22 protein-coding genes and 1 pseudogene are annotated in these 24,386 nt (G+C 75.1%); 6 read left to right on the top strand and 17 right to left on the bottom strand.

The window, feature by feature from the left end:
* Positions 1–112 precede the first annotated feature (112 nt).
* Entirely contained in the window at positions 113–553 is a 441-nt protein-coding gene (locus ACSU53_RS25760; RefSeq protein WP_437031432.1) for a DUF6314 family protein, read from the top strand.
* Here the strand turns inward: ACSU53_RS25760 and ACSU53_RS25755 are convergent.
* The 3 genes and pseudogenes from ACSU53_RS25755 to ACSU53_RS25745 form a co-directional block, all read right to left on the bottom strand.
* Positions 535–1,128: a histidine phosphatase family protein gene (locus ACSU53_RS25755; RefSeq protein WP_437031430.1), complete on the bottom strand. Its 594-nt coding sequence runs from the start codon at positions 1,126–1,128 to the stop codon at positions 535–537. The genes ACSU53_RS25760 and ACSU53_RS25755 overlap by 19 nt on opposite strands.
* Positions 1,129–1,278: 150 nt before the next feature.
* A complete protein-coding gene (locus ACSU53_RS25750; RefSeq protein ID WP_437031428.1) occupies positions 1,279–1,716 on the bottom strand; it encodes a GNAT family N-acetyltransferase in 438 nt (145 codons plus the stop codon).
* Between the two features lie 186 nt (positions 1,717–1,902).
* Positions 1,903–2,335, bottom strand: a pseudogene (locus tag ACSU53_RS25745) (aminotransferase class I/II-fold pyridoxal phosphate-dependent enzyme); the annotation flags it as partial.
* Positions 2,336–2,387: 52 nt separating this feature from the next.
* Here ACSU53_RS25745 and ACSU53_RS25740 point away from each other — a divergent pair.
* Positions 2,388–2,588, top strand: coding sequence for a DUF1918 domain-containing protein (locus tag ACSU53_RS25740; RefSeq protein ID WP_437031426.1), 201 nt, complete (start codon positions 2,388–2,390; stop codon positions 2,586–2,588).
* Between the two features lies 1 nt (position 2,589).
* On the opposite strand, the gene ACSU53_RS25735 is transcribed toward ACSU53_RS25740, so the two are convergent.
* On the bottom strand, positions 2,590–3,849 hold the full coding sequence (locus ACSU53_RS25735; RefSeq protein ID WP_437031424.1) for a glycoside hydrolase family 10 protein: 1,260 nt from the start codon (positions 3,847–3,849) through the stop codon (positions 2,590–2,592).
* 166 nt (positions 3,850–4,015) lie between these two features.
* Between ACSU53_RS25735 and ACSU53_RS25730 the strand changes: the two genes are divergently transcribed.
* Positions 4,016–4,894 (top strand): 3-hydroxybutyryl-CoA dehydrogenase, encoded by an 879-nt coding sequence (locus tag ACSU53_RS25730; protein ID WP_437031423.1) that lies wholly within the window; start codon positions 4,016–4,018, stop codon positions 4,892–4,894.
* Positions 4,895–5,200: 306 nt separating this feature from the next.
* Here the strand turns inward: ACSU53_RS25730 and ACSU53_RS25725 are convergent, their stop codons facing one another.
* The 10 genes from ACSU53_RS25725 to infC all read right to left on the bottom strand — a co-directional run bounded on the left by ACSU53_RS25725 (position 5,201) and on the right by infC (position 16,782).
* A complete protein-coding gene (locus tag ACSU53_RS25725; protein ID WP_437031421.1) occupies positions 5,201–5,752 on the bottom strand; it encodes an NUDIX hydrolase in 552 nt (183 codons plus the stop codon).
* A 236-nt stretch (positions 5,753–5,988) separates the two neighbouring features.
* A complete protein-coding gene (locus ACSU53_RS25720) occupies positions 5,989–7,329 on the bottom strand; it encodes a transcriptional regulator (RefSeq protein ID WP_437031420.1) in 1,341 nt (446 codons plus the stop codon).
* Positions 7,330–7,613: 284 nt separating this feature from the next.
* Positions 7,614–8,882 carry a PP2C family protein-serine/threonine phosphatase gene (locus ACSU53_RS25715; protein WP_437031418.1) on the bottom strand — a complete coding sequence of 423 codons (1,269 nt, stop codon included), beginning with the start codon at positions 8,880–8,882 and terminating at the stop codon, positions 7,614–7,616.
* 200 nt (positions 8,883–9,082) lie between these two features.
* Positions 9,083–11,596 carry a phenylalanine--tRNA ligase subunit beta gene (pheT, locus tag ACSU53_RS25710; RefSeq protein WP_437031416.1) on the bottom strand — a complete coding sequence of 838 codons (2,514 nt, stop codon included), beginning with the start codon at positions 11,594–11,596 and terminating at the stop codon, positions 9,083–9,085.
* On the bottom strand, positions 11,596–12,717 hold the full coding sequence (gene pheS, locus ACSU53_RS25705; RefSeq protein WP_437031414.1) for a phenylalanine--tRNA ligase subunit alpha: 1,122 nt from the start codon (positions 12,715–12,717) through the stop codon (positions 11,596–11,598). The genes pheT and pheS overlap by 1 nt, the downstream gene beginning before the upstream one ends.
* Before the next feature lie 180 nt (positions 12,718–12,897).
* Positions 12,898–14,064, bottom strand: a complete 1,167-nt coding sequence (locus ACSU53_RS25700; RefSeq protein WP_437031412.1) for an ATP-binding protein — start codon at positions 14,062–14,064, stop codon at positions 12,898–12,900.
* Between the two features lie 53 nt (positions 14,065–14,117).
* Positions 14,118–14,984, bottom strand: a complete 867-nt coding sequence (locus ACSU53_RS25695; RefSeq protein ID WP_437031410.1) for a TrmH family RNA methyltransferase — start codon at positions 14,982–14,984, stop codon at positions 14,118–14,120.
* Between the two features lie 337 nt (positions 14,985–15,321).
* Entirely contained in the window at positions 15,322–15,705 is a 384-nt protein-coding gene (gene rplT / locus ACSU53_RS25690; protein ID WP_033531708.1) for a 50S ribosomal protein L20, read from the bottom strand.
* Between the two features lie 103 nt (positions 15,706–15,808).
* Positions 15,809–16,003 (bottom strand): 50S ribosomal protein L35, encoded by a 195-nt coding sequence (gene rpmI / locus ACSU53_RS25685; RefSeq protein WP_015661694.1) that lies wholly within the window; start codon positions 16,001–16,003, stop codon positions 15,809–15,811.
* Between the two features lie 110 nt (positions 16,004–16,113).
* Positions 16,114–16,782: a translation initiation factor IF-3 gene (gene infC, locus ACSU53_RS25680; protein ID WP_362093075.1), complete on the bottom strand. Its 669-nt coding sequence runs from the start codon at positions 16,780–16,782 to the stop codon at positions 16,114–16,116.
* 388 nt (positions 16,783–17,170) lie between these two features.
* Here infC and ACSU53_RS25675 point away from each other — a divergent pair, with 388 nt between their 5' ends.
* Positions 17,171–17,587, top strand: coding sequence for a DUF1844 domain-containing protein (locus ACSU53_RS25675; protein ID WP_437031408.1), 417 nt, complete (start codon positions 17,171–17,173; stop codon positions 17,585–17,587).
* 414 nt (positions 17,588–18,001) lie between these two features.
* Here the strand turns inward: ACSU53_RS25675 and ACSU53_RS25670 are convergent, their stop codons facing one another.
* Positions 18,002–18,733 (bottom strand): SseB family protein, encoded by a 732-nt coding sequence (locus ACSU53_RS25670; RefSeq protein WP_437031407.1) that lies wholly within the window; start codon positions 18,731–18,733, stop codon positions 18,002–18,004.
* Between the two features lie 289 nt (positions 18,734–19,022).
* Here ACSU53_RS25670 and ACSU53_RS25665 point away from each other — a divergent pair, with 289 nt between their 5' ends.
* On the top strand, positions 19,023–19,769 hold the full coding sequence (locus ACSU53_RS25665; protein WP_437031406.1) for a serine hydrolase: 747 nt from the start codon (positions 19,023–19,025) through the stop codon (positions 19,767–19,769).
* A gap of 17 nt (positions 19,770–19,786) precedes the next feature.
* Here the strand turns inward: ACSU53_RS25665 and mycP are convergent, their stop codons facing one another.
* Together mycP and ACSU53_RS25655 are read right to left on the bottom strand one after the other, a co-directional pair.
* Positions 19,787–20,971, bottom strand: coding sequence for a type VII secretion-associated serine protease mycosin (mycP, locus tag ACSU53_RS25660; protein WP_437031404.1), 1,185 nt, complete (start codon positions 20,969–20,971; stop codon positions 19,787–19,789).
* Positions 20,968–22,824 (bottom strand): hypothetical protein, encoded by a 1,857-nt coding sequence (locus ACSU53_RS25655; protein WP_437031402.1) that lies wholly within the window; start codon positions 22,822–22,824, stop codon positions 20,968–20,970. Before ACSU53_RS25655 ends, mycP begins: the two co-directional genes overlap by 4 nt.
* 262 nt (positions 22,825–23,086) lie before the next feature.
* Between ACSU53_RS25655 and ACSU53_RS25650 the strand changes: the two genes are divergently transcribed.
* The gene (locus ACSU53_RS25650; RefSeq protein WP_437031400.1) at positions 23,087–24,289 is read left to right on the top strand and encodes an amino acid deaminase/aldolase; all 1,203 of its coding nucleotides are present in this window, start codon (positions 23,087–23,089) and stop codon (positions 24,287–24,289) included.
* Positions 24,290–24,386 lie beyond the last annotated feature (97 nt).

Raw genomic sequence — 24,386 nt, 5'->3', positions numbered from 1 at the left:
GCCGCCCGTGGCCGCTCCCCCGGAGCCGACGGCCGACGGGTGCGTTCCCGGGGGTACCGTCTGCTGGGGCCCGGTGCCCGGGGACGGCAGACGAGGAAGGGCGGCAGGCGGCATGGAGGACTTCTGGCCGGTTCCGGACGTGCTGGCGTTCCTCGGCGGACGGTGGCGGGTGGAGCGGGTCGTGCGGGACCTGGCGAGCGGGGAGACCGGCACCTTCACCGGGGCCACGGTCTTCCGGCCGGACCCGGCGGGCGGGCTGCTGCACGAGGAGGCGGGCGCGTTCACCTGGCGCGGGGAGACCCGCCCCGCCGAGCGGACGCTGCGCTTCCTGCCGGGGCCGGGCGGCACCGCCGACGTGCGGTTCGCCGACGGCCGGCCGTTCCACCACCTCGACCTGACGGCGGGCCGCTACGTGGCCGACCACCCCTGCTCGGCGGATCTCTACCGGGGCGAGTTCACCGTGCGCGACGCGGACCACTGGCGGACCGTCTGGCGGGTGCGCGGCCCGGCCAAGGACCTGGAGCTGAGCACCGGCTACGCCCGGGTGGGCTGAACGGACACCGGGTCCAGGCGCAGGCTCCAACGCCCCGCCCGTCCGGCGACGGTGGTCGTCGACAGCGAACGGACGTCGATGCTCCAGTACGTGGCGGGCGGCGCCTTCAGGACGTACACCAGGGCGGCCCGGATGACGGACGGTTCGGCCACCGCGACGACCCGGCAGCCGTCGTCCGCGGGGCGGGTGTCCAGCCAGCCGCCGACCCGGGTGATGAAGTCGAGCAGGGACTCCCCGCCGTGCACGGTGGAGCGCGGGTCGGCGAGCCAGGCGTCCACGGCCTCCGGCTCCCGCGCCATCGCCTCGCCGAGGCTCAGTCCGCGCCAGCGGCCCATGTCGCAGTCGCGCAGGGCGAGCTGGACCAGCGGGGTGTAGCCGAGGCCGTCACCCGTGGCGCGGCTGCGGGGATTCGGGGAGCAGTAGCGCAGGTCGGCCGCGGCGAGCGGCACCAGTTCGTGGGCGACGCGCTGCACCTCGTGCCACCCGGCCTGGTCCAGAGGCCGGTCGTCCTGGAAACGCTCGGCGAGCAGCGAGGAGCTCCCCGCTGCGGCGACGAACGTGACCCGAAGTGCCATGCCGCGATGTTCATCCCGGGGAGAGGGCAGGTCAAGGGGACCGTTCGGCCCGTCACCCGGCGTGACCCGCGGGGCACCCACCGGTGGGGACCTGCCGGGCAAATGCCGCAACGGCGCAGGTGAACGCAGTGACGGACGCTCGCTCGGCGGTCAGTCGAGAGCCAGCGCCATCCACTGGTCGGGCCGGTCCAGTGGCCGGAAGCCGAGCCGGGCGTACACGGCGTGCGCGTCGTGGGTGGCGAGCATGACGCGGCGCACCCCGAACGACCGCAGCTCCTCGAGGGCCGCGGCGACCAGGGCGCTGCCGATGCCCTTGCCGCGGACGGAGGGGTCGACGTACACGTCGCACAGCCAGGCGAAGGTGGCCCGGTCGGTGACCACGCGGGCGTAGGCCACCTGTTCGTCCGTGGTGGCCTCGTGGACAGCGAAGTTGAGGGAGCCCTCGATCGCCGCCCGCTGCGTGGCGGGGGCGCGGCCGAGCGCCCAGTACGCGTCGGTGGAGAGCCAGTGGTGCACGCGCCCGGTGTCGAGGCGGGACGGATCGGTGGTGAGGGTGTACCCCTCGGGCAGTCGTGGGGTGGCGGTCATGGCGGGATGCTCCCAGCCGGGCGGCCGTGACGTCCAGGGATCACCGCGCGGCGGGGGACGTCGCCGCCCGCTCGCAGGCGGTGCGCAGACGCCGGACGCCCTCGGTGATCTCCTCCGGTCCCGCCACGGCGGCGAAGCAGAGGCGGATGTGCCCGGCGGGGCTCGGCGGGGGGCTCGGCGATGAAGTACCGCCTCGCCGCGCCGGCCGGGGGCGGGCACGGCGCCGGCGGGATGCTGGAACAACGGCCGGCAGACGAAGACGCGGGGGCCGCGCGCGGAAGGCGTCCGCGAGCAGGTCCGGCCGGACGCCGTCGGGGCCCACCGGTACGGGCACCGGGCGCAGTCCGGCCGCGCGGGCGACGGAGGGCATCCCGGGGTAGGTCGGCGGCTCCACGAGGACGGGGGCGCCCGGTGGGGCGAGCGCGGACCGGGCGGTGGCCGGCGCGGACTGCCCGCCGGCGGTGATCAGCACGTCCACGGCGGTGAGGGCGCCGCCGATGGTGCGGGTGCCGCCGATGGTGCGGGTGAACCACTCCCGCGGGTCCGGCAGCCCTTCGACGGGCGGTCGGCCCCGGGCGCCGGGCCGGCGTCCGGCCCGCTGCCGCGCCGCGGTCCCGGCCGTAGACTCGACAGGACGGACCGCTGCTCCCGCACGTGGTGAGGAGACACCGATGCGCGCAACCGTGGGCGACCAGCTTGTCCAGCACGGCAGGGTGGTCGGTCAGCACGACAGAGTCGCCGAGATCGTCGAGGTGATGGGCCCGGAGGGCAACCCGCCCTACCGGGTGCGTTTCGAGGACGGGCACGAGGCCGTGTGCTCGCCCGGACCCGACTCCGAGATCCGGCACCGGGCCCACCACCATCAGCAGTGACTCAGGCCGGGGGGTCCGCCGGCCGGCCGTAGTGGTCGGCGACCACCCGGGCCATGGCCCCGACGGGGTCGTCCGCCACCTCCCGCGCGGCGAAGTACACGTGACCGCGTGCCTCCGGATGGCGTGCGGCGAGGGTGAGGTGCCGCGACAGTTCGGCCGGGTCCTGCCAGGCGGCGGGCTGGGCCGGGTCGCCCGCCTTGTACAGCGCCTCCCCCACGTACAGCCGGGTGCCGGTGCCGCGCACCACCTCGGCCCACCAGGGCAGCAGCGTGGCGTAGTCGGCGGCGGTGAAGCCGATGTTCCAGTACAGCTGCGGGCAGATGTAGTCGATCCAGTTCTCCCGGGCCCACCGGCGGGTGTCCGCGTGCAGGTCGTCGTAGGTCTGCACGCCCGCGGCGGTGGCCGAACCGCGGGAATCGGTCGTGGCGTTGCGCCACACGCCGAACGGGCTGATGCCGAACCGGGTGCCGGGCCGGATCTCCTTGATCCCGGCCGCCGTCTCGCGCACCAGCAGGTCGATGTTGTCCCGCCGCCAGGCGCCCCGGTCGGAGAAGCCGCCGCCGTGCGCGCGGTAGGCGGCGGTGTCGTCGAAGGTCTGCCCCGCGACCGGGTACGGGTAGAAGTAGTCGTCGAAGTGGACGGCGTCCACGGGGTAGCGGCGCACCGCGTCGAGCATGGCCTCCCGCACGAAGGCGCGGACCTCGGGCAGCCCGGGGTTGTAGTACAGCCGCCCGGCGTACGGCACGACCCAGCCCGGGTTGCGGCGCGCGGGGTGGGAGGCCGCCAGGCGGCCGGGGTCGGCGTGCAGGGCGACGCGGTAGGGGTTGAACCAGGCGTGCAGGTGCAGGCCCCGGGCGTGGGCCTCCTCCACGGCGGTGCCCAGCGGGTCCCAGCCGGGGTCCCGGCCCTGGGTGCCGGTCAGGTACTGCGACCAGGGCTCGTGCGGTGAGGGCCACAGGGCGTCCGCGGTGGGCCGGACCTGGAAGATCACCGTGTTGAGCCGTCGCCGGACGGCGGTGTCCAGGTGGGCGATCAGTTCCGCCCGCTGCCGCGCGGGGCTCAGTCCGGGCGCGGACGGCCAGTCGCGGTTGCTCACGCTCGCCACCCAGACCCCGCGCATCTCCCCGGCGGCGGCGCCGCCGCGTTCCGGTCCGGCGGACGGCAGCGGCTGCTTCCGGCCGTGCGCCGCCGACGCCTCCGGCAGCATCGTGAGCACGGACACCGCGGCCGCCGCGAACGTCCTGCGTGACACTGGTCGCATTTCCACACCCCGACATTCCGGCGATACCGCCGGTCGTGGACGGTTTCGTGCCCCAGGATGCCCGACCCCGGCGATCGATCATCGATACCTCGGAGTAACGTGCACGAACGGAGCAGGCTCCGGGACCCGGCAACCTGCCACCGCCATAACGAATGAGTCGCCCAAAATGAGCGAAAGGGACGATGTGACCGACATCGAACGCGTCGGAGTGGTGGGCTGTGGCCAGATGGGCGCGGGAATCGCCGAGGTGTGCGCCCGGGCCGGCCTGGACGTCATGGTGGCCGAGACGACCGGCGAGGCCCTGGAGATCGGCCGTACCCGGCTGTTCAACTCCCTGACCAAGGCGGCCGAGCGCGGGAAGATCACCGCGGAGGAGCTGGAGGCCACCCAGGCCCGGCTGACCTTCACCACGGACCTCGGCGAGTTCGCCGACCGCGACCTGGTGATCGAGGCCGTGGTGGAGAACGAGCAGGTGAAGACCGAGATCTTCCAGGTGCTCGACCAGGTGGTGACCCGCCAGGACGCGATCCTGGCCTCCAACACCTCCTCCATCCCGCTGGTGAAGCTGGCGGTGGCCACCGCCCGCCCCGACCACGTCATCGGCATCCACTTCTTCAACCCGGCGCCGGTGCAGAAGCTGGTCGAGCTGATCCCCGCGCTCACCACCTCCGAGGGCACGCTCAGCCGCGCCCAGGTCTTCACGGAGAAGGTGCTGGGCAAGCACGCCATCCGTGCCCAGGACCGCTCCGGCTTCGTGGTCAACGCGCTGCTGATCCCCTATCTGCTCTCCGCGATCCGGATGTTCGAGTCGGGCATCGCCAGCCGCGAGGACATCGACAACGGCATGGAGATGGGCTGCGCCCACCCGATGGGGCCGCTGAAGCTGTCCGACCTGATCGGCCTGGACACCGTGGCCTCGGTCGCCTACTCGATGTACGAGGAGTACAAGGAGCCCCTGTACGCCGCTCCCCCGCTGCTCCAGCGGATGGTCGACGCGGGGCGGCTGGGCCGGAAGACGGGGTCGGGCTTCTACACCTACGGCTGAGACGCCGAGCCCTTTCCTTCACCGTTTCCTTCACCGCCGCCGGGAGCCCGGCACCGGAACACGCCCGGTGCCGGGCTTCCGGCGGTTCTGATGGGTCCCCGGTTCCGATGGGTCCGGCGGTTCCGGCGGTTCCGGCGGTTCCGGCGGTTCCGGCGGTTCCGGCGGTTCCGGCGGGTCCGGCGGGTCCGGCGGGTCCGGCGGGTCCGGCGGGTCCGGCGGGTCCGGCGGGTCCGGCGGGTCCGGCGGGTCCGGCGGGTCCGGCGCTTTCTACGCGGAGCGCGGGCGCGGTGCCGGACGGAGGGCCGGTCAGGGGCCGGGCCTCGGGTCCTGGCCCAGGCGGAGGTGGTGCAGCAGGAGTAACGCCGCGGCCATCGAGCCGCCCGGGACGTCGCCGTGGGCGACGAGGTCGGGGACCAGTTTGAGGGGGACCCACTCGCGGCGGTCCGACTCGAAGGCGTCGACGGGGTGGCCGACGTACTCGCCCTCGTCCGCCCAGTAGACGTGGTGCCGGGCATCGGTGAGGCCGTTGGACGGTTCGACGGTCAGCAGGTGGTGCAGGGGGCCGGCGCGCCAGCCCGTCTCCTCCTCCAGCTCCCGTGCGGCCGCTCCGGCCACGTCCTCCCCGTCCTCGACGACGCCCGCGGGCAGTTCCCACCCCCAGCTGTCGGTGATGAAGCGGTGGCGCCAGAGCAGGAGGACCTCGTTGGCCTCGTTCACCACCGTGGCGACGGCGACGGGCCTCAGTCGTATGAGGAAGTGGTCGAGGTGACGGCCGTCCGGAAGTTCGACGTCCGCGAGGTTCACCTGGAACCAGCGGTTGGCATACACAGTTTGTTCGCACTGCTTCGTCCACTGCACGGTTCTGCCGCCTTCCGATGAGTAAGGGGCAATATCGCAGCAGAAGCGTCCCGGCAGCAGGCGCACAATCGGCCGCCCGGGGAGCAGTGGACAGCGCGGAGGGAGCACGTGCGGGGGCGCACGGCGGGCGGAGCGCGCCGCACCGTTGCGCGACGGGCGGCAGGGCGGACGGCGGGTGACGGAGGTACCGGCCGCGGGGTGCCGCAGCGGACCGCGCGCAAGCACCGTCCGAGCGGCTACAGCGGCACGCGCAGCGCCCCGTCGATGAGTTCGGCCGCCTCGTCCGTGCCCGCGCAGCCGCTGCGCACGAGGTGGTCGCGGACCGCGCGCAGGCGGTCGCGCAGGCGCTGCGACTCCATGCCCCGCGCCTGTTCGGCCATCTGCACCGCGATGGCCACCGCCCGGTCGGCGTTGCCCTGCCGCAGCTCGATGGTGCTCAGCATGGCCAGCCGGTGCACCCGGCCCCGGTCGTGCGCGGGGGTGTCCACGGCCGCCGCCGCGTGCTCCCCGGCCGCCGCCAGCTCGCCCAGGCTGAGCAGCGCCTCCGCCACCTGGACGTTGACCAGGCCGGGCTGGACGTAGCCGGTCTCGTCGGGTTCGTGGCCGCGCCGGATGCGTTCGGCGGCCGCTTCGGCGCGCCGGATGCAGGCCAACGCACTGCTGCCGTCGCCGAGATGGGCGTACGCCTTCGCCTGCATCGCGTACAGGTCGGAGGCGAGCGCGGGCGTGATGTGGGGCCCGGCGGTGCGCAGCGCGGCCTCCGCGAACGCCACGGCCTGGCGGAACTCCCGCATGAACAGCGACTGGTTGACGAGCAGCGCGATGACGTACGCGCCCAGTCCCCGGTCCCCGCTGGCCTTGGCGAGCCGGAGCGCCTGGTGGAAGTACCGCTGGGCGAGGCCGTGGGCGTCGGAGTCGTAGGCGCAGATGCCGGCGATGGCGACCAGCCCGCCGGTGGCGCGGTGCAGTTGACGGCCGGTGGAGTCGGTGTAGTTGCCGCGCAGCAGGGGCGCCGCCTCGGCGTTGAGGAAGCCGACGATGCGGGCGCGGGTTGCCACTCCCCCGGCCTTGCGGTACAGCTGCTCGTAGTGCGCGCGGGCGGCGCGCAGCATCGACAGGTCACCGGCCGTGACGCGGTGGCGTCCGCCGCGGGAGACGTCCACGTCCTCCGGCGGGTTCTCCCACTCCCAGACGGGCATGACCGCCGGCGTGCCGGTGACGGCGGGCGCGCCCATCAGGTGGGGCCGCTGCTGCTGGTCGGACCGCCACAGTGCGGTGGCCCGCTCCACGAACCCGGACAGGGAGCCGGTGTGCGGGGCGGAGGGTTCGCCGGGGACGCCGAGGCCGATGTCGTCGAGGGTGACCGGGCGCTGCAGCCGGCGGGCGAGCACCTCGCAGATCAGGTCGGGCACTTGGCCGCGGGGGCGCTGGCCCTTCAACCAGCGGGCCACGGCGGTGTGTTCGTACCGCAAGGACAGTCCGCGCGCCCGGCCCGCCTGGTTGACGTGGGCGGCGAATCCCGCGTGGGAGATGCCTGCCTCGTCCAGGATCGCGTCGAGCAAGGTGTTGGGCTGCATGTCGGGCCCCCCGGTGACTCAGTGCCGGACAGAGTAGCGTCAACCGGTTCACACGGGGTGTGAACCGAGTGCGCGCATCCGCAGGGTGTGCGCGCTGTCGCGGAGAGTTTCCATCCGCTTGACTGAGGTGCCTCGAAAGAGGCCGGCCGGGCCGTCGGCTCCCCCTCGTACAGTGCGACGGCCCGATACGCGCCGTCCGCCCAGCTGCCTGCCCGACATTCCGTGGCGGGGCGGACGGCGTACGGCTGCCCGGGGCCGCGCTCGGCGGCGCGGCGCCGGGCCGCTCACGGCGCGGGACGGGTCGGGGACGCGGACGTGTCCCGGGGTGGCGGCCGGGGGCCGGCCCCGAGGGGCGGCGCGCCCAGCTCGCTCGCGCAGCCGACGGCCGGAGCGGGCGGCGCGGGGCGGTCGTTGGTGAGGATCAGCAGGGCCACGTCGTCCTGCGGAGGGCCGTCGGTGTGCCGCAGCAGCGCCGCGAGGACCGTGCGCAGCACGGACTGCGGGGTGAGCGGGGTCCCGCGGGCGGCCTCGTCGAGGACGCGGGCCAGCGGGAAGAAGCGGCCGCCGGGGTCCCGGGCGTCCTCGGCACCGTCGGTGTGCAGCACGACGGCGGTTTCGGGCAGCAGGGGCGCGCAGCGGACGGCGGGCAGGTCGGGCGGCAGAGGGAACGGGCCGAGCGGGGGCAGCGGATCGGCCGTGGCGAGCGGTTCGGCGCCCGTGCCGCTCAGCAGGTGGGGCCAGGGGTGTCCGCAGTTCAGGGCCCGGGTGGTGCCGTCCGGGAGGATCTCCAGCAGCAGGACGGTGACGAAGTCCTCGCCGGCCGGGTCGTCGTGGTCCGCGGCGGTGGGCGCGCCGTGGGTGCGGGCCCGGGTCCGGCGGGCCATGGCCCGCTCCAGCCGGCGCAGCACGCCGGCCAGTTCCCCCTCGTCGTGCGCCGCCTCGCGGAAGCAGCCGAGGACGGCCGCGGCGGCCTGGGCGGCGGCCGGGCCGTGGCCGCGCACGTCGCCGATGACGGCGCGCACTCCGTGGTCGGTGGCGACCACCTCGTAGAGGTCGCCGCCGATGCGGGCCGCCGTGTCGGCGGACAGCTGGACGGCGGCGATGGCCAGTCCGTCGACGTGGGGCGGGGGCTGCCGCAGCAGGATGCCGTGTGCGGCCTGGGCGGCCCGGCGGGCCCGGCGCAGTTCCCGCAGCAGGCCGCGGCGGACGTGCAGGACCATGCCGGTGCCGATCGCGCACAGGACGGCACTGCTGACGAGCTGGGAGCTGAGGCGGTCGTCGTGGGCGAGCGGGCAGGTCAGCCGGTAGGCGAGCGCGGCGGCGGCCCAGGCCGTGGGAACGCCGACCGCGCGCAGCCGGTTCCCCCGCGGCCGGTCCCGGGCGGGGAACGGGGTGGGCCGGCCGGGAAGACGGCGGCGGGGCGAAGGGGTGGCTGCCCCTGCGGTGGCCGCCCCTGAGGTGGCCGCCCCTGAGGTGGCCGCCCCTGAGGTGGCTGCCCGTGAGGTGGTCGGGGTCCGGCCCCTTCGGGGGACTCCGGCCTTGAAGCGGATCATGCGGTTGGCCCCCCAGACAGGCCCCTGACGGCGCGCGGACCGGCCCCGTGCGGCCGGTCCGATTCTGTCGAGCACCGCCCGCATCCGGACGGATCACCCGCCATTGTCACCCGAACGAGTGAGGTGACCGGCGGAGGGGAGCACAAGGGGCGCACGTCATCCCGGATGAACCCCGGGATGACGTGCGCCCCTTGGTGCGCTCAGCCGCGCAGGACCGCGCCGGTGCGCTCACCCGCCAGCGCGACGGCCGTCTCCCTGGCCGCCGACGCCTCGTCGACGGTCAGCGTCCGGTCGGCCGCGCGGAACCGGAGGGCGTAGGCCAGGGACTTGCGGCCCTCGCCCAGCTGCTCGGCGTTCTCGTAGACGTCGAACAGGCGGATGGACTCCAGCAGTTCACCGGCGCCCTCCCGCAGCGCGGCCTCCACGTCGGCGGCCGGCACGAACGCGTCGACGACGAGCGCGACGTCCTGCGTGGCGACCGGGAACGTGGAGATGGCCGGCGCCTGCGGGATGCCCTCACCGGCCCGCTCCACGGCGTCCAGGTCCAGTTCCGCGGCGCAGGTGCGCTCGGGCAGGCCCAGGGTCTTGAGCACGCCGGGGTGCAGCTCGCCGGCGTGGCCGACGACCCGCTCCGCGCCGTCGACGACCACCGCGAGCTCGGCGCAGCGGCCGGGGTGCCAGGGCCCGTACTGGCCCTTGCGGATGATCAGCTCGGCCCCGGCCTCGCGGGCGACGGTCCGGGCGGCCTCGATGGCGTCCGCCCAGTCGGCCGGGCGGCCCTTGCCCCACCAGCCGTCCCGCTCACGGGCACCGGCGAGGACGACCGCCACGTGCCGCGGCTGCTCGGGCAGCGCGGCGTCGAGGCCGGCCAGTTCCTCGTCGGTGGGGCGACGGTCCACGGGCAGCCGGACGGCGATCCGCTGCTCGTCGCGCGGGTGGAAGACCAGACCCGTCTCGAACAGGGCCAGGTCGTGCGTGCCGCGGCCGTCGTTGCGCCGCAGCGCGCCGAGCAGACCCGGCAGCAGCGAGGTCCGCAGGGCGGGCTCCTCGTCGTTGAGCGGGTTGGTCAGCCGCACCACGCGGCGGGCGGGGTCGTCGGCGGCCAGGCCGAGCTGGTCGAAGACCTGCTCGCTGACGAACGGGTAGGTCGGCGCCTCGACGTATCCGGCGCCGGCCAGGGTCCGGCCGATGCGGCGGTGCAGCCGCTGCCGGCTGCTCAGGCCACGCCCGGCGGGCGGCCGGGGCAGGGTGGCGGGCAGGTTCTCGTAGCCCTCCAGCCGGATGACCTCTTCGGCCAGGTCGTTGGGGTCGGTGAGGTCGGGCCGCCAGGACGGCACGGTGACGATCAGCTCGTCCTGGCCGTAGACGTCGCAGCCGACCTGCTGCAGCCGCCGGACGACCGTCTCCCGCCCGTAGGCGACGCCGGCCACCTTGTCCGGGTGGTCGGCCGGGAGCGTGATGGTGTGCGGCGCGCTGGGCGCGACGACCTCGGTGACCCCGGCCTCGGCGGTGCCGCCGGCCAGCAGCACGAGCAGGTCGACGGTGCGCTGCGCGGCAGCGGCGGCGGCCTGCGGGTCGACGCCGCGCTCGAAGCGCCGGGACGCCTCGGAGGACAGCCGGTGGCGCCGGGCGGTGCGCGCGACGGACACCGCGTCGAAGTGCGCGGCCTCGATGACCACGTCGGTCGACCCGGCGCCGCCGCCGTTGACGTCCGCGATCTCCGTGTCGGCGCCGCCCATGACACCGGCGAGGCCGATGGGACCCCGGTCGTCGGTGATCACCAGGTCCTCGGCGTCCAGGGTGCGCTCGACGCCGTCGAGGGTGGTGAGCTTCTCGCCCGGCTCGGCGCGGCGCACCCCGATGGTGCCCTGGACCTGGGCGCGGTCGTAGGCGTGCAGCGGCTGGCCGAGTTCCATCATCACGTAGTTGGTGATGTCGACGGCCAGCGAGATCGGGCGCATGCCGACCTTCTGCAGCCGCCGCTGGAGCCAGATCGGGGAGCGCGCCTCGGGGCTCAGGCCGGTGACGGTACGGGCGGTGAAGCGGTCGCAGCCGGCCGGGTCGGAGACCTTGACCGGGTGGCCGAAGGCGTTCGGGCCGGGCACGTCCAGCAGGGCCGGGTCGCGCAGCGGCAGCCCGTAGGCGGTGGCGGTCTCGCGTGCCACGCCGCGCATCGACAGGCAGTAGCCGCGGTCCGGGGTGACGGCGATGTCGAGGACCTCGTCGACCAGTTCGAGCAGCTCGATGGCGTCCTTGCCGACCTCGGTCTCCGGCGGCAGCACGATGATGCCCTTGCTGCCGTCGTCGCCCATGCCCAGCTCGTCGCTGGAGCAGATCATGCCGTGCGAGACCTTGCCGTAGGTCTTGCGGGCGGAGATCGCGAAGCCGCCGGGCAGCACGGCGCCGGGGAGCACCACGACGACCTTGTCGCCCACGGCGAAGTTGCGGGCGCCGCAGACGATCTCCTGCGGCTCACCGGTGCCGTTGGCGGCTCCGACGTCGACGGTGCAGAAGCGGATCGGCTTCTTGAAGCCCTCCAGCTCCTCGATGGTCAGCACCTGACCGACGACGAGAGGGCCCTTGAGGTCGGCGCCGAGGTGCTCGACGGTCTCGACCTCGAGGCCCGCGGCGATCAGCTTGGCCTGTACGTCACGGCCGGTCTCGGTGGCCGGCAGGTCGACGTACTCCCGCAGCCAGGAAAGCGGGACCCGCATCAGATCTCCATCCCGAACGGCCGGGTGAACCGGACGTCACCCTCGACCATGTCTCGCATGTCCTCGACGTTGTGGCGGAACATCAGCATCCGCTCGATGCCGAACCCGAAGGCGAAGCCGCTGTACTTCTCGGGGTCGACGCCGCAGGCGGTGAGCACCCGCGGGTTGACCATGCCGCAGCCGCCCAGCTCGATCCAGCCCTCGCTGGAGCAGGTGCGGCAGGGCCGGTCGGGGTTGCCGACGGACGCGCCCTTGCAGACGTAGCAGAGCATGTCCATCTCGCCGCTCGGCTCGGTGAAGGGGAAGAAGTTGGGCCGCAGCCGGGTCTTCATGCCCTCGCCGAACAGGGACTGCACCATGTGGTCCAGCGTGCCCTTGAGGTCGGCCATGGTGAGGCCCTCGTCGACGGCGAGCAGCTCCACCTGGTGGAAGACGGGGGTGTGGGTCGCGTCCAGCTCGTCGGTGCGGTAGACGCGGCCGGGGCAGATCACGTACACCGGCAGCTCACGGTCGAGCAGCGAGCGGATCTGCACCGGCGAGGTGTGGGTGCGCAGGACGACACCGGACTCCGTGCCGCCCTCGGGGCCCTGTACGAAGAAGGTGTCGTGCTCGCCGCGGGCGGGGTGGTCCGGGCCGATGTTGAGGGCGTCGAAGTTGAACCACTCGGCCTCGACCTGCGGGCCCTCGGCCACCTCGTAGCCCATGGCCACGAAGATGTCCTCGATGCGCTCCGACAGGGTGGTCAGCGGGTGCCGGGCACCCGCCGCCGTCCGGTCGTGGGGCAGCGTGACGTCCACGGACTCCTCGACCAGGACGCGGGCGTCCCGCTCGGCCTCCAGCTCGGCCTGGCGGGCGGCGAGGCCCTTGTTCACGGCACCGCGCGCCTGGCCCACCCGCTTGCCGGCGTCGGCCTTGGCGTGCGGGGGCAGGGCGCCGATCTCGCGGTTGGCGAGGGCCAGCGGGGAGGCGGGGCCGGTGTGGGCGACCTTGGCCTCGTGGAGCGCGTCCAGGGAGTCCGCGGCGGCGAAGGCGGCGAGCGCCTCGTCCCGCATGCGCTCGATCTCTTCCGGTTTCAACGCCTCGACCTCGACAGGGTCGTACGACTTATTGGGTGCCGACATCTCTTCCCGTGCTTCCGATTTGTCCCCCAGTTGCCACTGGGAGGTGCCCCCGGGGCTGATGGTCCCCGCCACCGGCTCGTGCACGACACGTCCTGGCCCGGGGACACAAAGGTGCCAGGGGTCGAGTCTAACGGGGCGGGGATGAACGAATGCGCCCGTGGGGTCCGGGGCCCGCCTCCCCTAGCGCGCGCTGCGCGGCAGGTCGCGGGCGAAGGCCGGGGCCCCCACGGGCAGCGTAAATCGGAACTGGGCGCCGCCGGCGCGGGCCCGCCCGACCGTGATGGTGCCGCCGTGGGCCTCGACGATGCCCTTGACGATGTACAGCCCGAGCCCGGTGCCGCCGCGCTTGCTGCCCCGCCAGAAGCGGGTGAAGACGCGGTTCATGGAGTCCTCCGGGATGCCGGGGCCCTCGTCGCTCACGGTGACCGACGTGGCCGCGTGCTCGCCGTCCTCCGGTTCCCTCGGGGACGGCGCGGGCGTGATGTCGATGGTGACCGTTCCCTCGCCGTGGCGCACGGCATTTTCCAGCAGGTTGCTCAGCACCTGGTCGATCTTGTCCGGGTCCGCCCACAGGTCGGGCAGCGGGTGCTGGACCCGCAGCAGGAACCGGTCGGCGTTCTGTCCGGCGGCCACGTAGGCCTGGATGTGCCGTCCGACGGCGGCGCCGATGTCGACGGGCTGGCGGCGCACCTCCAGCCGGCCGGAGTCGATGCGCGATATGTCGAGCAGCTCGGCGATGAGCCGGGTGACGCGGTCGGCGTCGGCGTCGACGGTCTCCAGCATGAGCCGCTTCTGGTCGTCGGTGAACCGCTCCCACTTCCGCAGCAGGGTGGCGGTGAAGCCCTTGACGGAGGTGAGCGGGGAGCGCAGTTCGTGGGCGACGGTGGCGATCAGCTCGGCGTGACTGCGCTCGGTGCGGCGACGGGCCTCCGTGTCACGCAGGGTGACGACGAGGCGGCGCAGCGGTCCGGTGGGCCGGGTGCGGACGTAACGGGCGGCGACCAGGACCTCCCGGCCGCCGGGCAGCAGCAGGTTGCGTTCGGGGTGGCCGTTGCGGATGGCGAGGCCGCCGTAGGGGTCGGTGATCTGCCACCAGTGACGGCCCTCCAGGTCCTGTAAGGGCAGCGCGCTCTCGATGCGGCGGCCGAGGGCCTGTTCGGCGGGCAGGGCGGCGATGCGGACGGCGGCCCGGTTGAAGCAGATCACCCGTCCGTGTTCGTCGGCGACGACGAGTCCGTCGGGCAGCTGGTCGGGGTCGATGCCGAGGTCGCTCAGTTCACCGGGCCGGGGGGCGGGCGGACGCGCCACCTGTCGTGCCCCCGGTGCGCTGCCCGTGCCGACGCTCATCCCCGTACCCCGCCTCTCGACTTGCTCAGGGGCTCTCCGAGCTGGTCACCCTACTAGTTCCCGGTGACGGAGCGGCACCCTCCGGCGGCGCGCTGTGCACGTGCCGACGCGTAGAGACATACGGCCGCGGCGGTGGCGAGGTTCAGGCTCTCGGCCTTTCCGTGGATCGGGACGCGGACGGCGGCGTCGGCGAGGGCCCGGGTCTCCTCGGGCAGTCCCCACGCCTCGTTGCCGAAGACCCAGGCGGTGGGTCCGCCCATGGTGCCGCGGTCGAGCTCGTCGTCGATGTCGCGGTCCCCGGCGCCGTCGGCGGCGAGCACCCGGATCCCGGCGGCCCGCAGCCCGTCCACGGCCTGCTCGACGGGCACGCCGACGGCGACGGGCAGGTGGAACAGCGAGCCGACGGAGGCGCGGACGGCCTTGGGGTTGTAGACGTCGACGGAGGCGTCGGTGAGGACGACGGCCTCGGCCCCGGCGGCGTCCGCGCTGCGCAGGACGGTGCCCGCGTTGCCGGGGTCGCGCACGTGGGCGAGGACGGCGACGAGGCGGGGGCGCGCGGCGAGGATCTCCTCGAACGGGGTGTCGAGGAACCGGCAGACGCCGACCAGGCCCTGCGGGGTGACGGTGGTGGAGATGTCGGCGACGACCTGCTCGGCGGCGAGGTGGACGCGGGCGCCGGCGTCCCGGGCGGCGCCGATGATGTCGGCGTAGCGGTCGGCGGCCTCGGGGGTGGCGAAGAGTTCGACGAGGGTGGCGGTGGCGGTGTCCGCGCCGCGGTGGCCCGCCGCCTCCCGTACGGCCTGGGGGCCCTCGGCGAGGAACAGCCGCTCCTTGCTCCGGACGTTCCGTTTGGCCAGCCGCCGGGCGGCGAGGACCCGGGAGGAACGGGGGGAGATCAGCTCGGGGCTGACGGAGGGCATCTGTCGTCACCTTCGTGGAGTCTCGGACGCGGGTTCTCCGGCGTGGTGCCGCTCGCGCGGGGAGCGGCAGGGCGGCCGGGACGCCGTTCCGGTCGGGGCGCGGGCGGCCGGCGGCGGCGCCGCGCGGTTGCGGTGCGGGAGGACGGGTCGCGGCACGGCGGCGGCGCCGCGCGGTCATCACCCGGGGGCGGGGCCGTCAGCGGGGAGCCGCGGGCCGGGCCCTCCCCTGCGGTCGCGGGCCGTCGCGGGCGGTCGCGGGCGGTCGCGCAACAGCAGGACCCGCAAGCCATGCGGCCTGCGGGTCCTCCGGTCACGTCGGCTCAGGGCCGGCGCGGCGTCACGCGGCCTTGGGCGCGTTCACGTCCGCGGGCAGGGCCTTCTGCGCGACCTCGACGAGAGCGGCGAACGCCGTCGCGTCGTTCACGGCCAGCTCGGCCAGGATCTTGCGGTCGACCTCGATGTTCGCGGCCTTCAGACCCTGGATGAAGCGGTTGTATGTGATGCCGTTGGCGCGGGCAGCGGCGTTGATGCGCTGGATCCACAGCTGGCGGAAGTCACCCTTGCGCTTCTTGCGGTCGTTGTAGTTGTAGACCAGCGAGTGGGTGACCTGCTCCTTGGCCTTGCGGTACAGGCGCGAACGCTGACCGCGGTAGCCGGAGGCCTGCTCGAGGATCGCCCGGCGCTTCTTGTGGGCGTTGACTGCCCGCTTGACGCGTGCCACTTGTTAACTCCTTGTAGCGGGGCCGTGGTTGTCGCTCACACGGCCCGAAATCGATTGGGTCCCGGTCCTGACTGTCGGACGGCGCCTGCGGGGCGCCGACGCGTCACTTGCCGAGAAGCTTCTTGATCTTCTTGGCGTCGCCCGGGGCCATCTCGGCGTTGCCGGTGAGGCGACGCGTCACACGGGACGACTTGTGCTCGAGCAGGTGGCGCTTGCCGGCGCGCTCGCGGAGCACCTTGCCGGAGCCGGTGACCTTGAAGCGCTTGCTGGCACCGCTGTGCGACTTGTTCTTCGGCATAGCGCCGTTCTCTCCTCGTCGGTGGCGCTCCGATGCCCGGTCACGAAAACCGGGCACGGTGGAGCGTCGTACTTGTTTCGGTTGCTTCCTGGGGCTCGCGCCCCGGGGAGTCACGCCTCGGCAGGCTCCTCGGCCGCCTGGGCGGCCTCGTTCTCCGCGGCATTCTGCGACTTGCCGGGGTTGGCCTTCGCGTCTGCCTTGCGGGCTTCCTGCGCCTGGCGGGCCTCGGCCATCGCCTCGGTCTTCTTCTTGTGCGGACCGAGGACCATGATCATGTTGCGGCCGTCCTGCTTCGGGTTCGACTCCACGAACCCGAGGTCGGCCACGTCCTCCGCGAGACGCTGCAGCAGTCGGTAGCCGAGCTCCGGCCGGGACTGCTCGCGACCACGGAACATGATCGTGATCTTGACCTTGTCGCCCTGCTTGAGGAACCGGACGACGTGACCCTTCTTGGTGTCGTAGTCGTGCGGGTCGATCTTCGGCCGGAGCTTCATCTCCTTGATGACCGTGTGCGCCTGGTTCTTGCGCGCCTCACGGGCCTTCATGGCCGACTCGTACTTGAACTTCCCGTAGTCCATGAGCTTGCACACGGGCGGACGGGCGTTCGCCGCGACCTCGACCAGGTCCAGGTCGTACTCCTGCGCAAGCTCCAGTGCCTTGGCCAGCGGGACGATGCCCACCTGCTCGCCACTGGGACCGACAAGTCGCACCTCGGGAACGCGAATCCGGTCGTTGATGCGGGGCTCGGCGCTGATGGATCCTCCTCGGTAGCACCACACGGCGGTCTGGCGGACAGCCGCGTAACGTCTGTGTTCTCGTAAGACCTAACCGCGCCGAAGCAACAAAAATGCCCCGGACGATCACAGGCGGGGTTCCTCGAACTACCGGAACACCGCCGCGGAGATCGCGGGGCGCACTCTCGGGCGGTTCGCCGTGGAGCGGCACCGCCTGACCGGTGACCCGCCGCCCTGAGGGCGGAAGGTGGGAGTTCGAAGCCTCCACTTGTGGGCCGGGCTCGTACGCGTGGGCATACGGGTCCGACCGGTCGTTACACAAGGTTAGCAGCTCCCGCGAGGTGGTGCTAACCACCGGGGCACAACTCCTGCCCCGGTTCCCGCAGCGGCTCCTGCCGTCGGGCGGTCCCGGGGCAGCGCCTATCGTGAGGGCATGAGTGAGAGCCCCGCCTCGGACACCCCCGAGACCCCCGCCGGCCCGGACAGCACGGACATCACGGACGGCCCGGACGGCAACCCGGACTTCGACGCCATGGCCCGCGACATCGCCGAGGTCCCGGCGGTCGAGGTGATCGTGACGGTCGCCGTGAACCTGATGAGCGCCGCCGCCGTGAAGCTGGGGCTGACCGAGGAGGGCGACCAGCACAAGGACCTGGACGAGGCCCGCAAGCTGGTCCACGCCCTGGCCGGGCTGCTGGACGCGTCCACCACGGAGATCAGCTCCTTCCACGCGGCCCCGCTGCGCGACGGGCTGAAGTCCCTGCAGCTGGCGTTCCGCGAGGCCTCGCTCGTGCCGGACGAGCCGGGCAAGGGGCCGGGCGAGAAGTACACGGGACCGCTCTACAGCTGACCCTCCCGCCGCCGGTCGTGCCGCCGGGGTCCCGGCCCCGGCCGTCCGGTCCGGCTCTCCGCCGCATCCGTCCGGTCGGCTCCTCCTGGATCCGTCCGGTCCGGTCCGGTCCGGGGCGGTCCGGAGCTGCCCGGACCCGTCCTGCCGATCCAGTCCGCCGATCCCGCTCCCGCTTCCGTACCCGGATGCGGGAGCTCCGGCGCGCCCACGCGCGGTTCCGGGACCCGGGCCCGCGGGGCACGTCTCCGCATCCCGGGGTCCGTGTCCGCGGCGCATATAGGGGGTCCGTGTCCGCGGCCCGGTCCTTCCCGGGCCCCGGCGCCCTTCCCGGCCCCCGGCTCGTCCAAGGCCCCGGGACCCGTCCCGGACCCGGACCCGTCCCGGACCCGGGCCCGTCTCGGGTCCGGGCCCGTCTCAGGCCCGGACGTAGAGGGGCTCGCCCGGTGGCGTCACCTCGGCCGGCAGCACGGCCAGGTCGAGGCCGCGCACCAGGCGGGCCCGCAGTGTCTCGTCGGCCGCGAGCCGCTGGGCCACGTCGCGTGCGGCCTCGGCGACGGAGGCGGCCGGGTCGAGGACGAGGGCGAGGGTGCCGTCCGCCTGTCCGGGACCGAGGTGGGCGCGCAGGACGGCGGGCTCGGCGGCGACGACCGCGCGGACGGCCTCGGTGACCGCCGGGTCGGCGAGCGGGTCGGTCGTCGTGCGCCCTTCGGCGAGCGCGAGCAGGGTGTGGCCGGTCAGCTCGAACGGCACCGGCCCGGCCACGTCGAGGACGACGGTGTCGGCCTTCTCGTGGGCGGCGGCCTGGAGCGCCTGGTGCAGGGGGACGGCGACGGGGCGGGCCTGCGGGTCCCAGCGGGCGAGCGAGTCGGTGGAGGTGAAGGCGGGCAGCGCGGTGCGGTTCCCGGCCTTCAGGGTGGGAACCGCCATGTCACTGGTCTTCTCGCGGCGCAGTCCGTTCTCGTCCTCCTCGACCTCGCCGAGGATCGCCACGACGGGCACCAGCAGACGGGTGCCCTCGAGGGCCTCCAGGACGGGGCCGACCGCCTCGCGGTCCTCGGCCCAGGCAGCGAGCGCCGCGCTCAGCCGGGGGTCGGCGGAGCCGTCGTCGTCGCGGTAGCCGGGGTCGGGGATGTTCTTGTTCGCCACGGTCACCGACCCTATCGGCCACGGGAGGCGGGCCCCGACGCGGGCGGGCGGTCAGGCGGGCCCGCCGGACGGCTCGGTGGGCGTGCCGGGTGCGGAACGGACGGCAGAGGGGGAGGCGAGGGGCGTGGGAGACCTGAGGGACGTGGTGAGCGGTCGGGACGGAGGGCGGCCCGGGAAGCCCGGGGGCGCTGCGCAGCAACCGCGGGCTGCGACGGATGCCGTGTGGCCGGTGATCCCCGCGGGCGCGACGGAGGCCGGGCCGGGTCGCGGGGGTGGCGGGCGGGGTGCGGTGAGCCCGGCGCGGGTGTCCGTCGCCGCCCTGGACCCGGTGACCGGGGAGGGCGTGCGCCGGGGGGACGGGGTGTTCGTCACCGCGAGCGTGGTGAAGGCCGACATCCTGGCGGCCCTGCTGCTGCGGGCGCGGGACACCGGACGCGCCGTCACCGCCGCGGAGTGGTCCCGGGCGGCGGCGATGATCGGGCACAGTGACAACGACGCGGCGTCGGTCCTGTGGCGGACGATCGGCTCGGCTGCCGGGCTGGACGCGGCCAACGCCCGGATCGGGCTCACGGAGACGGTGGCCGGCGACGGCGGTTACTGGGGGCTGACCCGGACGACGGCCCCGGACCGGCTGGTCCTGCTGCGGGAGCTGCTCGGCCGGGACGGCGAGGCGGGCCGGGGCCTCCTGGACCAGGAGGCCCGCGACAGCGCCCGCCGGCTGATGGCGCAGGTGGTCCCCGCGCAGGCGTGGGGGGTGCCGGTGGTGGCGGACGGATCCGCCTGGGCGGTGAAGAACGGCTGGATGCCGCGCGACGCGACGGGGCTGTGGGTGGTGCACAGCGTCGGCCGGGTCACCTCGGGCGGACGCGACGTGCTGCTGGCGGTGCTGTCCGACGGCCACGCGACGATGGCGGAGGGTGTCGTCCGGGTGGAGGCCGCGGCGCGCACGGCGGTGGCGGCCCTGCGGTCCGCGGCACGGGGCGGGCGGGGGCGGGCCGTGGGCGGCGAGGCCCGACGCGCGGGCGACGACGGGTGAGGCGTGCCGGGGCCGGCTCAGTGGGCGTCGGGATCCGGGCGCCGGCCGCGCCAGAGGACGACGGTCGCCACGAGGAGCACCGCGCCCGCGCCGCCGGCCAGGGGGGCGGCCCACGCGGCGGCTCCGCCGTCGGAGGCGGCGGCGTCCGGGCCGGGGCCGAAGTACCGCCGGTCGTGGGAGGCCGCCTTCAGGCCCTCGGGCGTGAGGCGTTCGGCCGCCCGCAGGGCGGCGGCCGGGTCGACGAAGCCGAAGCCCCGGGAGTCGTCCCGGCCGCCGGCGGGCGCGTCGCGGGCGGTGTCGGCCAGCAGGGTCTTCAGCTGTGCGGGGGTCAGGTCGGGGTGGGCCGAGCGGAGCAGGGCGACGGCGCCGGAGACGAAGGCGGCGGCGGCGCTGGTGCCCCAGCCCTCGTAGTACTTGCGGTCGGGGTCGGCGATGATCACGTCGACGCCCGGGGCGCTGACCGTCGCGTACCAGCGGCGGGTGGAGAAGGCGGCGCGGGTGCCGTAGCGGTCGACGGCGGTGGCGGTGATGACGCCGGGGTAGGCGGCCGGGTAGGAGACGCGGTCGCCCTTCTCGCCGCCGTTGCCCGCCGAGGCGACCACGGCGACGCCCTTGCGCAGGGCGTACTGGATGGCCTCGTCCTCGCCGGCGTCGGGGTGCGCGGAGGCAGAGTCGTCGCCGAGGGAGAGGTTGATGACGTCGGCCCCGTGGTCGGCGGCCCAGCGGATGCCCTCGGCGAGGGCTCTGCCGCGGGTGCTGCGGGCCTTGGAGCGGGACGGGTCGCCGTCCTCGAGGATGACGCGGACGGGGAGGATGCGGGCCTCGGGCGCGATGCCCAGGACGCCCTCGGTGTTGCCGGGGCCGTGGCCGTGCCCGGCGATGATCCCGGCCATGGCGGTGCCGTGCCGGGCCCAGGCGCGGTCGCCGCGGCGGGCGCCGAAGCCGACGAGGTCCTTGCCGGGAGCGACGTTGCCGGCCAGGTCGGGGTGGTCGGCGTCCACGCCGGTGTCCAGCACGGCGACGGTGACGCCGGCGCCCTTGGTGGTCTGCCACGCCTGCTGGGTGTTCATCGCCTCCAGGCCCCACTGCCGGGCGCGGATGCCGTCGGCGTGCGCCGGGGCGGCCGTCAGCAGGGTGAGGGCGGTGGTCAGCAGGACGGCGAGGGCGGCGGTGCCGCGCCGGCGAACGGTGAACGGGTTCATGACGGTCGCTCCGTGGCCGCGCGGACGTGCCCCCGCAGACCGCGTTCGACACGGTCGGCGAGGCCCTTCGCCTCGTTCCCGAGGCCGGCCTGGGCGACCGCGCCGGTGGCGCCGGACTCCATGGCCTCCTCGGCGGACTGCGGCTCGGCGACGGTGCGGCCGTCGGCCCAGCCGGAGACGGCGTAGACGACGACGGGGGCGTCGGTGAGCACGGAGACCGCCCAGGCCGCCCGCTGCCGGGCGCCGAAGTCCTCGGCCGCGGTGCCCTTCGCCGCGTAGGGCAGGGGCATCAGGTCGGTGCGGCGGCCGAGGTCCTCCTTGTCGAAGCGTGCGGCGAGGGACGTCATGCCGGCCGGGTCGGCCTCGGTGAACAGCAGGCCCACGGTGGTGACGTGGCTCTGGGTGGCGTCGGTGTAGGTGGCCCGCAGCAGGCGTTCGCAGCCGACGGGGCGCAGGACCTCGGTCAGCAGCGGGTCGAAGGCGCCTTTGCAGCCGCTGTCGGGGGCCACCGCGATCCGGGTCCAGGTGCGGTCGGCGTCGCCGGGGCCCGCTCCCTTGCCGTCGAGGGTGGGCGGGAAGAGTTCGTCGACCGGGACGCTGTGCCACAGGGACGCGGCGGAGCTGAACCCGCCGTCCCGGGCGGTGTCGGTGGAGTCGTCGGTGAGCCAACTGCCCGTGGCGGCACCGCCGATGAGGCCGACGCCGAGGACGAGACAGACGGCGGCGGCCACGACGTGCGGCCGGGGCCGCCGTCCGAGGAGGCGGGGCCGTGCCGGGCCGTCGTGGCCCTGAGGCCGTCCGAAGGACACGACCGGCCGTTCGGCGGGCGGGGTGCTGCCGGGGGGCGTCGGGGCGCTCCAGGACCGGGCCGGGTCGGGGAAGCCGTACGGGGCGCCCGGCCCGGCGTGCGGGTGGCCGGGAGCGCGGCCGGGGCGGTCCGTGCGGGTCTCGGTGCGGGGCTCGCCGGGACCGGCGGGCCGGGAGGCGGACGCCGGGGACGGTCCGGCGGGGACGGGGCGCAGGCGGGTGGTCGTCTCCGTCGGCGTCTCGGCCGGTGCGCCGGGACGTCGGGCGGTGGGCCGTTCCCCCGTGCGGTCGGAGGACGGCCGTGGGCGGGAGGAGGGCTCCGCCGGGCGCTGGGACGGCTGGGGCGGGACGACGGACCGGGCCTCGGCGGCCCGGCGGGTGCCGTCGCCGCTGTCCGCCTCGCGGGCGGGGGGCGCGGGGCTGCGCAGACCGCCGCCGACGGTCGGCGGCGCGTCCGGGAAGCGTGCGGAGGCGTGCGGGGGCGGCGCGGCGGGGGTGCTCCCGCCGGCCGGCGGGGCGGGGCGGGGCTGCGGGCCGCGGGAGCCGGTGTGCGCGGGGTCGGCCGCGGACGTGGTCGGCGCGGCGGCGGGTGCGGTCGGCGCGGCGGCGGGTGCGGCCGGCGCTGCGGCGGGTGCGGCCGGGGTGTCGCCGCGGCCGGGCGCCGGGGCGGCGGACGGGTGCCGGGAGGCCGGGGCGGCGGGCCGTCCCCCGGACGTGCGCGGGGCGGAGAAGTCGCCGGCGGCCGGGGAGCCGGGAGGCGCGGCGGCGGGTGCGGCCGGACCGGGGGCCGGACGGTCCGCGGGGCCGGAGGCCGGCGGAGCCCCTGCAGGGGGGCCGGCGGGGCGGCGGGGGGCGAAGGCGCCGGCGCCGCCCGAGGTGCGGCCGAGGGCACCGGTGCCGGGCCGTGCCGCGTCGCCGGACGCACCGGAGGCGGCGCGGTCCTCCTCGGTTCGAGGGGGGTGCGACGGGCGTGGGGGCGCCGCCGGAGCGGGCGGCGGGGTGCTGGGGCGCGGGGGGTGGGAGGCGCGCGGTGCTTCCGTGCTCATGCACCCCCCTGTTTCCTCGGGCTCGCGTCCTCGTCGCGGGCCGGTGTCCGGCTGTCCGGCCCGGCGCGGAGCCGTCCCGGGCAGGGATACCCGCAGGGGTGAGGTGTCATCCCGGCGCGGCCCGGGCCCGGTGTCCTCCGTCCGGGCGTGCGCGTCACTCTACGGCGTGATCCGGGTCGGGCGGGAACCAGTCCGCGCAGCCGCGGCATCTGCCCGGAACGTCCCCCTACCCTGCGGTAATCCTGTCTGGCAGGCTGCGTTCATGACTGCGCGCGCCTCCGACCGGGCCCGTTACGACCGGGCCACCGCCCATCTCGACGCCCCCCTGGCGATCGTGGACCTGGACGCCTTCGACGCCAACGCCGACGACCTGGTCCGCCGGGCGGGCGGGAAGCCGGTGCGGGTGGCGTCCAAGTCGGTGCGCTGCCGTGCCCTGCTCGAACGCGTCCTGGGCCGGGACGGTTTCGCGGGCATCATGTCGTTCACCCTGGCCGAGTCGCTGTGGCTGGCCCGGTCGGGCTTCGACGACGTGCTGCTCGCCTACCCGTCGGCGGACCGGGCCGCCTACGCGGAGCTCACCGCGGACCCGAAACTGGCCGCGGCGGTCACCGTGATGGTCGACGACCCGGCCCAGCTGGACCTCATCGACGCGGCGCGCGCGGGCGGCGGCGAAGTGGTGCGGGTCTGCCTGGAACTCGACACGTCGCTGCGGCTGTTCGGCGGCCGGGTGCGGGTCGGCGCCCGGCGTTCCCCGCTGCACTCCCCCGCGGAGGTCGCCGAGGTGGCGCGGGCGGTGGCGCGGCGCCCCGGGTTCCGGGTGGTGGGCCTGATGGCGTACGAGGGGCACGTCGCCGGGGTCGGTGACGCGGTGGCGGGCAGGCCGCTGCGGTCGCGGGCGGTACGGCTGATGCAGTCCGCGGCCCGGCGCGAACTGGCCGAGCGGCGCGCGGCCGTGGTCCGGGCGGTGCGGGAAGTCGCCCCGGACCTGGAGTTCGTCAACGGCGGCGGCACCGGCAGCGTGCAGCACACGGCCGCCGAGGACGCGGTCACCGAGGTCGCGGCCGGGTCGGGGCTGTACGTGCCGCGGCTGTTCGACAACTACACGTCGTTCACCGGCCGTCCGGCGGCGCTGTTCGGGCTGCCCGTCGTACGACGGCCCGGGGTCGGCGTGGTGACCGTGCTGGGCGGCGGCTACCCGGCGTCGGGCGCGCCCGGCGCCGACCGGCTGCCGGTGCCGTGTCTGCCGCCGGGGCTGCGCTACGACCCCCAGGAGGGCGCCGGCGAGGTGCAGACGCCGCTGCTGGGGTCGCCGGCCGACGACCTGCTGATCGGGGACACGGTGTGGTTCCGGCACGCCAAAGCGGGTGAGCTGTGCGAGCGGTTCGACGCGCTGCACCTGGTCGAGGGCGACACCGTGACGGACACCGTGCCGACGTACCGGGGCGAGGGTCTGACGTTCCTGTGAGGGCGCGGGCGCGCGGCCGGGCGGTGCTCGCCGGGTGCGTGCCGTCCCGGCCCCCGGCGGGGTCCGTCGCCGCCGCCTCGCGGCCGGCCGCGGAGGG

Source organism: Streptomyces sp. enrichment culture, from assembly GCF_964273255.1.
Taxonomy (GTDB): domain Bacteria; phylum Actinomycetota; class Actinomycetes; order Streptomycetales; family Streptomycetaceae; genus Streptomyces.
This window is presented reverse-complemented; position numbering and strand designations above follow the sequence as displayed.